The organism is Hydrogenophaga sp. GW101-3F08 (genome assembly GCF_059424585.1).
This window is the reverse complement of sequence record NZ_JBWKZP010000012.1, coordinates 132,401-142,274: the sequence shown is the minus strand read 5'-3', so window position 1 is coordinate 142,274 and position 9,874 is coordinate 132,401. Positions and strand designations below refer to the sequence as shown.

Below are 9,874 nucleotides of genomic sequence, written 5' to 3'. Positions count from 1 at the left end.
CCGTGGTCAACGTGACCAATGGTGCCCACGTTCACGTGCGGCTTGGTCCGCTCAAATTTCTCTTTTGCCATTTTTCAGCTCCAAAATCAAAATTGCCGAAACACCAGAACAAATATGGTGCCCTTGGCGGGAATCGGACCCGCGACCTCTCCCTTACCAAGGGAGTGCTCTACCACTGAGCCACAAGGGCCAAGACACCCAGACAACCCGGACATCTCAGAAAACTGTTCGCACCATCAACAACCGAAGCAATCTGGAGCGGGAGACGGGAATCGAACCCGCGTCATCAGCTTGGAAGGCTGGGGTTCTACCATTGAACTACTCCCGCCCAAAGGAACCAGACCTCTTGGCCTGAAACACTTTGAACGCGACATCCCAATCGCTCTTGCATCACATCCGTTGCTGGTGGAGGGGGCTGGATTCGAACCAGCGTACGCGTAAGCGGGCAGATTTACAGTCTGCTGCCTTTAACCACTCGGCCACCCCTCCATAGCGCAGCCCAGCATTATGCCACGGTTTTTTGGCCTATGTCAGCAACATTGTTCGCTGTTCACCAATCAATCGCCGGTCCGCCTTGGGCGGTCAGCCAGCGGTTCACGGCACCAAAATGGCCGGATCCGATGAACGGTACGGGGCCCCGGCTGGCGGACAAAGGCGAAGGGTGGTTGGCAGACAGCATCAAGTGGCGGTCCCCATCGATCAGACCCCGCCTCTTCTGGGCGTGTGCGCCCCAGAGCAGAAACACCTTGGGCAGCCCGGACTCGCTGCAACGACGGATGACCGCGTCGGTAAGAACCTCCCAGCCCTGCCCGGCATGGCTGGCGGGTTGACCGTCTTCCACCGTCAGGCAGGTGTTGAGCAGCAGCACCCCTTGTTGTGCCCAGCGCACCAGCGAACCATGGGTGGGCGCCGGCAGCCCCAGATCGCGCTGCAGTTCCTTGAACATATTGCGCAGGCTGGGCGGAATCTTCACACCCGGAGGCACGGAAAACGCCAACCCCTCGGCCTGGTCAGGGCCGTGGTAGGGGTCCTGGCCCAGAATCACGACCCGGACCTGCGCAAGCGGCGTCAGCTCCAGCGCCCTCAGCGGTCGCGGCGGGTAGATGAGAGCCCCCAAGGCCAGGCGCTGGCGCAAAAAGCCCAGCAAGCCCTGTCCTGTGGATGACATCCAGAAGTCGTCGACCAGGGGCGACCAGTCGGCCGAAACCGGCCAGCGCACCGGATCGGCCAACAGCAATTGCCGAGCCGAATCGCCCACGACAACCCCGGAGTCACCCCAATCCAGCGCGCCTTGCATCGCGTAGCTCAGGCAAACAGCTCGGCCAGCGCCAGACCCGGTTCGGGCGCCCGCATGAAGGCCTCGCCAACCAGGAAGGCGTGCACGCCGGCGGCGCGCATTTTCATCACATCCTCACGCCCCAGGATGCCCGACTCGGTGACCAGCAGGCGGTCAGCCGGCACATCGGGCAGCATGTCCAGCGTGGTCTGCAGCGTGACTTCAAAGTTGCGCAGGTTGCGGTTGTTGATGCCCACCAGCGGGGTTCTGAGCTTGAGCGCACGCTGCAGTTCGTCGCGGTCGTGCACCTCGACCAGCACCGCCATGTTCAGCCCCTGCGCCAGCGCTTCCAGATCGGCCATCTGCGCGTCGTCCAGGCAGGCCGCGATCAGCAGGATGGCATCGGCCCCCATGGCGCGGGCTTCGTAGATCTGGTACGGGTCCACCATGAAGTCCTTGCGCAGCACCGGCAGGTCGCAGCTGGCGCGGGCCTGCTTCAGGTAGTCGGCGCTGCCCTGGAAAAACTGGCGGTCGGTCAACACCGACAGGCAGGCGGCGCTGACCTTGCCGTTGCCTTCGGCGTAGCTCTGGGCAATGTCGGCCGGGATGAACTCTTCGCGCAACACGCCCTTGCTCGGGCTGGCCTTCTTGATTTCGGCGATCACCGCGGCCTGGCTTGCGGCGATCTTGGCGCGCAGCGCGCCCTCGAAGTCGCGCGTCAGCACCCGGCTTTCGGCGTCGAAGCGCACCACGTCCAGCGGCTTCTTCTGGCGCGCGGCGGCGATTTCCTCGTGCTTGACGGCCACGATCTTGTTGAGGATGTCACTCATGGGTTTCGTTTTCCTGGGGTGGGGGCGCCTGCAGCACCTTCTTGATGACCCGGTGCATCACCACACCGGCCACGATGAACAGCAGCGAGACGCCAATGGCGATCCAGGCGCCTTCATTCTGCAACCAGACGGGCATATGCCGCTCCTTCAGGGGCCGGTGCCGGCGGTCGCGGTCTGGGTAAAGGCCTGCAACTCGGCCAGCTTGGCGGCCGCGGCGCCCGATTCGATGGTGCGCCGTGCCAGGGCAATGCCCTGCCCCATGTCGTCGCAGACGTTGGCAGCGTACAGCGCCGCGCCGGCGTTGAGCGCCACGATGTCGCGCGCCGCCTTGAGCGCAGGCTCATCGCGGCGGTCCAGCACGCCCAGCAGCATGGCCTTGGAGTCTTCGGGCGTCTCCACGCGCAGCGCGCGGCTGCTCGCCATGGTGAGGCCAAAGTCCTCGGGGTGGATTTCGTATTCGGTGATCTCGCCGTTCTTCAGCTCCCCCACCATGGTGGCGGCGCCCAGCGAGACCTCGTCCATGCCATCGCGGCCATAGACCACCACGGCATGGTCGGCGCCCAGGCGCTGCAACGCACGCACCTGGATGCCCACCAGATCGGGGTGGAACACGCCCATGAGAATGTTCGGCGCCGAGGCGGGGTTGGTGAGCGGCCCGAGGATGTTGAAGATGGTCTTGATGCCCAGCTCGCGGCGCACCGGCGCCACGTTCTTCATGGCCGGATGGTGGTTGGGCGCGAACATGAAACCCACGCCCACCTCCTCAATACAGCGCGCGATGGCATCGGGCGGCAGGTTGATGTTGACGCCCAGGCTCTCCAGCACATCGGCGCTGCCGCTCTTGCTGGACACGCTGCGCCCACCGTGCTTGCTGACCTTGGCGCCCGCGGCCGCGGCCACGAACATGGAGCAGGTGGAGATGTTGAAGGTATGCGAGCCGTCGCCGCCGGTGCCCACGATGTCCACCAGGTGCGTCTTGTCGGCCACGTTCACCTTGGTGGAGAACTCGCGCATCACCTGCGCGGCCGCGGTGATCTCGCCGATGGTCTCCTTCTTCACGCGCAGGCCGGTGATGAGCGCGGCCATCATGACCGGCGACATCTCACCGCTCATGATCAGGCGCATCAGGTGCAGCATCTCGTCGTGGAAGATTTCGCGGTGCTCGATGGTGCGCTGCAGGGCTTCCTGCGGGGTGATCTTGTGGCTGTGGGGCATGGGTGTCTCCAGAACTTAGCGTGAAGGATTGTCCGACATGGCCAGTTTGAGGCCAAAGCCGACGAACATGACACCCGCGGCGCGGTCCAGCCAGTGCATGGTGCGCTGCACGGCGCGGGCGCGACGGGCCATCCAGGCGGCGGCCAGCGCCCAGCCGATGTTGACGGGAATGGCGTTGACATTGAACAGCGTGCCCAGCGCCAGAAACACCCAGGTCGTGTGCTCGACGTTGGGGGCGATGAACTGCGGCACGAAGGCCAGGAAAAAGATGGCCACTTTGGGGTTGAGCACGTTGGTCCAGAAGCCCCCGCTGAACACGCGTCGCAGATCGACGGACACCAGCGGCGCACCCGTCAGGGTATCGGCGTCCAGCGGGCCGCCGCTCGCCCGCGAGCGCAGCAGCTTCACGCCCACATACAGCAGATACGCCGCACCGGCCCACTTGAGCAGGTTGAAGGCCGTGGCCGATGCCGCCAACAAGGCGCCCACGCCCAAGGCCGCCGCAACGATGTGAACGAAACAGCCCGCCGTGATACCGAGTCCGGCCACGATGCCCGCACGCGCCCCGCTGCGCAGCGAGTGCGTGACGACGTACAGCACATCGGGGCCGGGCGTGAGGTTGAGCAGCCAACCCGCGGCGATGAACAGCAGGAGTTGCGAGGTGTCGGGCATGGTGCTCTCCTGCGGAGGGAGGTCAGTAAGGGCCGGAGCGAGAGGCGCTCGCCTCACCTGCAGGCGCCTCGGCAAAGAAGCGACGCACCGTGGCGATGGTGTGATCGATGCCAGCCGCGTCCACGTCCAGGTGGGTCACGAAACGCAGGCCGATCAGACCGGTGGCGAGCACGCCGTTCGCTTTCAGAAAATCCAGCAGCGCCGGGCCACGGCCATCGGCCACGTCGACAAAGACGATGTTGGTCTGGGCCGACTTCACCGTCAGGCCGTCGATCCCGCGCAGGCCATCGGCCAGTCTGCGGGCGTTGGCGTGGTCGTCGGCGAGCCGGTCCACATGGTGGTCCAGCGCGTGCAAGGCGCAGGCGGCCAGCAGCCCGGCCTGACGCAGGCCGCCGCCGGCCATCTTGCGGATGCGGCGGGCGCTCTGGATCAGCGCCTGCGAACCACACAGCGCGGAGCCCACCGGTGCACCCAGGCCCTTGCTGAAGCAGACCGAGAGGCTGTCGAACTGATCGGCGATCTCGCGCAGGCGATCGAAGGCGCCCTGCCCCGTCGCGGCCGAGGCGACGGAGGCGTTGAACACCCGCGCGCCGTCCAGATGCGTGGCCAGCCCGTGCGCGCGCGCCAGTTGCGTCGCCCCCTGCAGGTAGTCGTCGGGCATCACATGGCCGTTCCAGGTATTTTCCAGACACAGCAGGCGGGTGCGCGCGAAATGCGGGTCGTCCGGCTTGATGGCGGCAGCGATGTCGGCCAACGCCATGCGGCCCTGCGGATCCTGCGTCAGCGGCTGCGGCTGCACGCTGCCGAAGACCGCGGCACCGCCGCCCTCGTAGCGGTAGGTGTGGGCCAGTTGGCCCACGATGTATTCGTCACCCCGGCCACAGTGCGCCAGGATGCCGCAGAGGTTGCTCTGCGTGCCCGAGGGCATGAAGAGCGCGGCTTCCTTGCCGGTGAGGGCCGCGATGCGCTCCTGCAGCGCGTTGACCGTGGGGTCGTCACCGAACACGTCGTCGCCCAACGGGGCGGCCATCATGGCCGCGCGCATGGCGGCGGTCGGTTGCGTGACGGTGTCGCTTCTGAGATCAACGATTTTCATGCTTGCTCTAAAAAGTTCTTGAGCATGGCGTGTCCATGCTCGGTGAGGATGCTCTCCGGGTGGAACTGCACGCCTTCGATGGCCAGGGTCTTGTGCTTCACGCCCATGATCTCGCCGTCGGGCGTCCAAGCCGTGACCTTCAGGCAGTCGGGGCAGCTCTCGCGCTCAATCGCCAGCGAGTGGTAGCGGTTGACGATGAACCGCTCCGGCAGGTTCGCGAACACACCTTCCTGCGTGGTGGTGATGACGCTGGTCTTGCCGTGCATCAGCTCCTGTGCCCGGATGATCTTGCCGCCAAAGGCCGCGCCGATGCTCTGGTGGCCCAGGCACACGCCGAGGATGGGCAGCTTGCCGGCGAAGTGCTGGATCGCTGCCACCGAGATGCCGGCTTCGGCCGGCGAGCAGGGGCCGGGCGAGATCACGAGGCGGTTGACCTGCCCCGCGTCCACACGGCGCTGGATCTCGTCGACCGTGATCTCATCGTTGCGCACCACGGTCACGTCGGCGCCGAGTTCACCGAAGTACTGCACGATGTTGTAGGTGAAGGAGTCGTAGTTGTCGACCATCAGGAGTTGAATAGGTTTGCTCATGGTGTTCACTCCAGGCCTTCTTCCACCAGTTCCGCCGCACGCAGCAGCGCACGGGCCTTGTGTTCGGTTTCCCTCCATTCCATCTCGGGAATGGAATCCGCCACCACGCCGGCCGCGGCCTGAACGTACAAGGTCTGGTCCTTGATGATGCCGGTGCGGATGGCGATGGCCACGTCCATGTCACCGGCGTAGCTGAGGTAACCACAGGCGCCGCCGTAGAGGCCGCGCTTGGTGGGCTCCAGCTGGTCGATCAGCTCCATGGCGTGCACCTTGGGCGCGCCGGTCAGCGTGCCGGCCGGGAAGGTGGCCTTGAGCACGTCCATGTTGGTCATACCGTCCACCAGCGTGCCTTCGACGTTGCTCACGATGTGCATCACGTGGCTGTAGCGCTCCACCGCAAAGGCTTCGGTCACTTTCACCGAGCCGATCTTGGCGATGCGGCCGATGTCGTTGCGCGCGAGATCGATCAGCATCACGTGCTCGGCGCGCTCCTTCGGGTCGTTCACCAGCTCGATCTCAGTGGCCTTGTCTTTCTCGGGCGTGGCGCCGCGTGGTCGGGTGCCGGCGAGCGGCCGGATGATGACCTTCTGGCCCTCGTCCACCTGCTCCTGCCGCACCAGGATCTCCGGCGAGGCCCCCACCACGTGGAAGTCGCCAAAGTGGTAGTAGTACATGTACGGCGACGGGTTGAGCGAACGCAGCGCGCGGTAGAGCGAGAGCGGCGACTCGGTGTAGCGCTTCCTGATGCGCTGGCCCACCTGCACCTGCATGAAGTCGCCGCCGGCGATCAGTTCCTTGGCGCGCTCCACCGCGGCGATGTAGTCGGCCTTGGCGAAATCGCGCTCGGCCGGATGGCCCTGGCTGGGTTTGACGACGGGTGCGCTCACCGAATATTTCAGCGCCTCTTTCAGTTCGCGCACACGCTTCTTGGCGTTGGCGTAGGCCTCGGGGGCGGCCGGGTCGGCGTAGACGATCAGATAGAGCTTGCCCGAGAGGTTGTCGATGACGGCCAGTTCCTCGCACTGCAACAGCAGGATGTCTGGGCAGCCCAGGGTGTCGGGCGGGCAGGTGTTTTCCAGCTTCTTTTCGATGTAGCGCACCGCGTCGTAGCCGAAGTAGCCGGCCAGGCCGCCACAGAAACGCGGCAGGCCCGGGCGCAGCGCCACCTTGAAGCGCTGCTGGTAGGCCGCGATGAAATCGAGCGGATTGCCATGGTTCGTCTCGACCACGGTGCCGTCGCGCACCACCTCGGTTTTGGCCTCAGCGCCGAAACCGCTGGCACGCAACAGCGTGCGCGCGGGCAGGCCGATGAAGCTGTAGCGGCCGAAGCGCTCGCCGCCGACGACGGATTCGAGCAGGAAGCTGTGTTGGCCATCGCCCCGGCCGTGCGCCAGCTTGAGGTACAGCGAGAGCGGGGTTTCGAGGTCCGCGAAGGCCTCGACCATGAGCGGGATGCGGTTGTAGCCCTGTTGCGCGAGGCTCTTGAATTCGAGTTCGGTGATCATGTTCAGACACTCCATCGGCCCCCTGCTGCGTCGCAGCGAATGGAACCGTGTTTTTGAGGCGCCCGGTCAGCAGGCCTGCCGGGTTCGAGGAGTGGGGTGGCGCAGGCGGGGGGCCGAAAGGCCGGACCGGGACCCGCGCACCCCGGGGGGAGGTGCACGTTTACGCTGGCTTGCGCCAGGGCCAGGCTCCCCGGCCCTTGCGGCTCGGCAGATTGCCCGTGAGGGATGTGCGTGTGTTGAACATGGGGCCAAAGTGTAGCAAAGCTGTTCAGCTCCCGGCCGGGCAAATGCGGCCCGTCCCCGGGTTCTCCGGTGAAACCCTGTTGCGTTCGGCCATGGGGGTGATGAAAATGCTTTTTTAGAACGGTCGTTCTTTTTTCAACACCCTCCGTGTGGAAGCCCTCGCCATGAAATACCCCCCTCGCCGCATCGTGCGTTCCGTGGCCGGCCCGTTGTTGGGGCTGTGTCTCTGTCTGGGGACGCTGCAGGCCGAGGCGGCCACGGTCGAACTCAGCGGCGTCACGCTGGAAGACCGGGTGAGTCTGGCGGGCAGCTCGCTGCAGCTCAACGGCGCTGGCGTGCGCTACAAGGCGGTGTTCAAGGTCTACACCGCCGGGCTGTACCTGAGCCAGAAAGCGAGCACACCCGATGAAGTGCTGGCAGCGCCCGGCCCCAAGCGCATGACCATCACCATGCTGCGCGAAATCGATTCGACCGAGCTCGGCAAGCTGTTCTCTCGCGGCATGGAAGACAACATGGAGCGCAGCGCCTTTTCCAAGCTGATTCCCGGCGTGATGCGCATGAGCCAGGTGTTCAGCGACCACAAGAAGCTCAAGGAAGGCGAGACTTTCGTGCTGGACTGGATTCCGGGCACCGGCACGGTGCTCACGGTCAAGGGCAAGGTCGAGGGTGAGCCGTTCAAGGAGCCCGAGTTCTTCAACGCGCTGATGCGCATCTGGCTCGGCCCCAAGCCGGCGGACTGGCAGCTCAAGGACGCACTGCTGGGCAAGAAGAAATAGAGGACGGCACCGCCGCCCCCACGCTCCGCCGCTGCGCGGGTCGCTGCCCCCCGAGGGGATACGGCCTTGCTTGGGGCGGCCCTGCGCTGCGGCCCTTGCCCCCACGCTCCGCCGCCGCGCGGGTCGCGCTCAGTCCAGCAGCTCGGTCAGCGAATCCACCAGCAGATCGTGCGGCGCCTCGGCGATGGGGTCGCCATGGTTGTAGCCGTAGGTCACCAGGGCCACCGGGCAGCCCGCGGCGCGTGCGGCGATGCCGTCGTTCTGCGAATCGCCCACCATCAGGGTCTGCGCCGGGGTGCTTCCCAGGGCCTCGCAGGTCTTCAGCAACGGCAGCGGGTCGGGTTTCTTGCGCTCGAAGCTGTCGCCGCCAAACACCTGGGAGAAGTAGCCCGCCAGGCCTTTGATCTCCAGCAGCGCCTGCGCAAACGCCAGCGGTTTGTTGGTCAGGCAGGCCAGCGTCCGCCCGGACGCCCGCAGGCGCTGCAGGCCCTCTTCGACACCGGGGTACACGCCCGCGTGTTGCCCGTTGACGAACAGGTAGTGGTGCTGGTAGCGCTGCAGCGCCAGCTCGTCCACCTGGTCGCGCGGCCAGCTCAGGGCCACCGCGTCGGACGCGATGACCTCGGGCAGGGCCAGCTGGTGCGCCAGCACCGTGCGCACCAGGTGCTCCGAGCCCTTGCCCACCGTGCGCTCGACCAGGTCGCGCGCCACCGGCGGCAGGCGCAGGTCGTCCAGTGTGTGGTTGAGCGCGACCACGAAGTCGCCCAGCGTGTCCACCATCGTGCCGTCCAGGTCAACGATGACCGACCGGATGTCGGAAAGTTTCAAGAGACTGCTCCGGAGAAAGTGTCCAAACCCAGGATGCCGTGGAACCGGCTTCGCCGGACCACAGGCATCGCCCCGAGGGGGTGACGCGAAGCGGCGCGGGGGCTTATTTCAGCGCCACACGCATCTGGTCGATCACGGCCTTGTAGTCGGGCTTGCCGAAGATCGCGCTGCCGGCCACGAAGGTGTCGGCGCCCGCGTCGGCCACGCGGCGGATGTTGTCGGCCTTGATGCCGCCGTCCACCTCCAGCCGGATGTCCCGCCCGCTGGCTTCGATGCGCTTGCGCGCGGCTTCGATCTTGCGCAGGGCGGAGTCGATGAAGCTCTGGCCGCCGAAGCCGGGGTTGACGCTCATGATCAGGATCAGGTCGATGTCGTCGATGGTCCAGTCCAGCACGTCCAGCGGCTCGGCCGGGTTGAAGGTGAGGCCGGCCTTGCAGCCCCGGGCCTTGATGGCCTGCACGCTGCGGTGCACGTGGGCGCTCGCGTCGGGGTGGAAGCTCACCAGGTCGGCCCCGGCGTCGATGAAGGCGCCCGCGAGTGCGTCCACCGGCTGGATCATCAGGTGCACGTCGATCGGCACCGGCGTGCCGTCGGGCGTCTTGGCGTGCGGTTTCAGCGCCTGGCAGATCATGGGCCCGAAGGTCAGGTTGGGCACGTAGTGGTTGTCCATGACGTCGAAATGGATCCAGTCGGCGCCGGCGGCGATGACGTTTTTCACTTCCTCGCCCAGACGGGCGAAGTCGGCGGCCAGGATGGACGGGGCGATGCGGTAGGGGGTGGGCATGGGGAGGGCGGCGGAAGGGTGAAGAAAGGCAATTCACCGCATTTTCGCAGGCCCGGCAG

The 9,874-nt window shown here is 66.0% G+C and carries 11 protein-coding genes, 3 tRNA genes and 1 pseudogene; 1 reads left to right on the top strand and 14 read right to left on the bottom strand.

All coding sequences use genetic code 11. The annotated features are described in order from the left end of the window. The 12 genes and pseudogenes from AC07YZ_RS23345 to trpE all read right to left on the bottom strand — a co-directional run. Positions 1–71: pseudogene (locus tag AC07YZ_RS23345) on the bottom strand (GTP-binding protein); the annotation flags it as partial. 44 nt (positions 72–115) lie between these two features. Continuing rightward, positions 116–190 (bottom strand) — tRNA-Thr (locus AC07YZ_RS23340). Positions 191–254: 64 nt separating this feature from the next. Next, a tRNA-Gly gene (locus tag AC07YZ_RS23335) sits at positions 255–328 on the bottom strand. A 75-nt stretch (positions 329–403) separates the two neighbouring features. Beyond that, positions 404–489 (bottom strand) — tRNA-Tyr (locus AC07YZ_RS23330). A 61-nt stretch (positions 490–550) separates the two neighbouring features. After that, positions 551–1,297, bottom strand: a complete 747-nt coding sequence (locus AC07YZ_RS23325; RefSeq protein ID WP_494796534.1) for a uracil-DNA glycosylase — start codon at positions 1,295–1,297, stop codon at positions 551–553. An 8-nt stretch (positions 1,298–1,305) separates the two neighbouring features. Next, on the bottom strand, positions 1,306–2,106 hold the full coding sequence (gene trpC, locus AC07YZ_RS23320) for an indole-3-glycerol phosphate synthase TrpC (protein ID WP_494796533.1): 801 nt from the start codon (positions 2,104–2,106) through the stop codon (positions 1,306–1,308). Next, the gene (locus AC07YZ_RS23315) at positions 2,099–2,242 is read right to left on the bottom strand and encodes a hypothetical protein (protein ID WP_226490179.1); all 144 of its coding nucleotides are present in this window, start codon (positions 2,240–2,242) and stop codon (positions 2,099–2,101) included. Before AC07YZ_RS23315 ends, trpC begins: the two co-directional genes overlap by 8 nt. Positions 2,243–2,253: 11 nt before the next feature. Beyond that, positions 2,254–3,321: an anthranilate phosphoribosyltransferase gene (gene trpD / locus AC07YZ_RS23310; protein ID WP_226490180.1), complete on the bottom strand. Its 1,068-nt coding sequence runs from the start codon at positions 3,319–3,321 to the stop codon at positions 2,254–2,256. A gap of 15 nt (positions 3,322–3,336) precedes the next feature. Continuing rightward, on the bottom strand, positions 3,337–3,993 hold the full coding sequence (locus tag AC07YZ_RS23305) for a LysE family translocator (protein ID WP_494796532.1): 657 nt from the start codon (positions 3,991–3,993) through the stop codon (positions 3,337–3,339). A 22-nt stretch (positions 3,994–4,015) separates the two neighbouring features. Then, on the bottom strand, positions 4,016–5,089 hold the full coding sequence (ltaE, locus tag AC07YZ_RS23300; protein ID WP_226490182.1) for a low-specificity L-threonine aldolase: 1,074 nt from the start codon (positions 5,087–5,089) through the stop codon (positions 4,016–4,018). Beyond that, positions 5,086–5,679 (bottom strand): anthranilate synthase component II, encoded by a 594-nt coding sequence (locus AC07YZ_RS23295; protein ID WP_494796531.1) that lies wholly within the window; start codon positions 5,677–5,679, stop codon positions 5,086–5,088. The genes ltaE and AC07YZ_RS23295 overlap by 4 nt, the downstream gene beginning before the upstream one ends. Positions 5,680–5,684: 5 nt before the next feature. Next, positions 5,685–7,184 (bottom strand): anthranilate synthase component I, encoded by a 1,500-nt coding sequence (gene trpE, locus AC07YZ_RS23290; protein ID WP_494796530.1) that lies wholly within the window; start codon positions 7,182–7,184, stop codon positions 5,685–5,687. 407 nt (positions 7,185–7,591) lie between these two features. Between trpE and AC07YZ_RS23285 the strand changes: the two genes are divergently transcribed. Next, on the top strand, positions 7,592–8,203 hold the full coding sequence (locus AC07YZ_RS23285; RefSeq protein ID WP_494796529.1) for a chalcone isomerase family protein: 612 nt from the start codon (positions 7,592–7,594) through the stop codon (positions 8,201–8,203). Between the two features lie 129 nt (positions 8,204–8,332). Here the strand turns inward: AC07YZ_RS23285 and gph are convergent, their stop codons facing one another. Together gph and rpe are read right to left on the bottom strand one after the other, a co-directional pair. After that, positions 8,333–8,983 (bottom strand): phosphoglycolate phosphatase, encoded by a 651-nt coding sequence (gph, locus tag AC07YZ_RS23280; protein ID WP_494796539.1) that lies wholly within the window; start codon positions 8,981–8,983, stop codon positions 8,333–8,335. Between the two features lie 151 nt (positions 8,984–9,134). Continuing rightward, positions 9,135–9,815, bottom strand: a complete 681-nt coding sequence (rpe, locus tag AC07YZ_RS23275; RefSeq protein WP_494796528.1) for a ribulose-phosphate 3-epimerase — start codon at positions 9,813–9,815, stop codon at positions 9,135–9,137. Positions 9,816–9,874 lie beyond the last annotated feature (59 nt).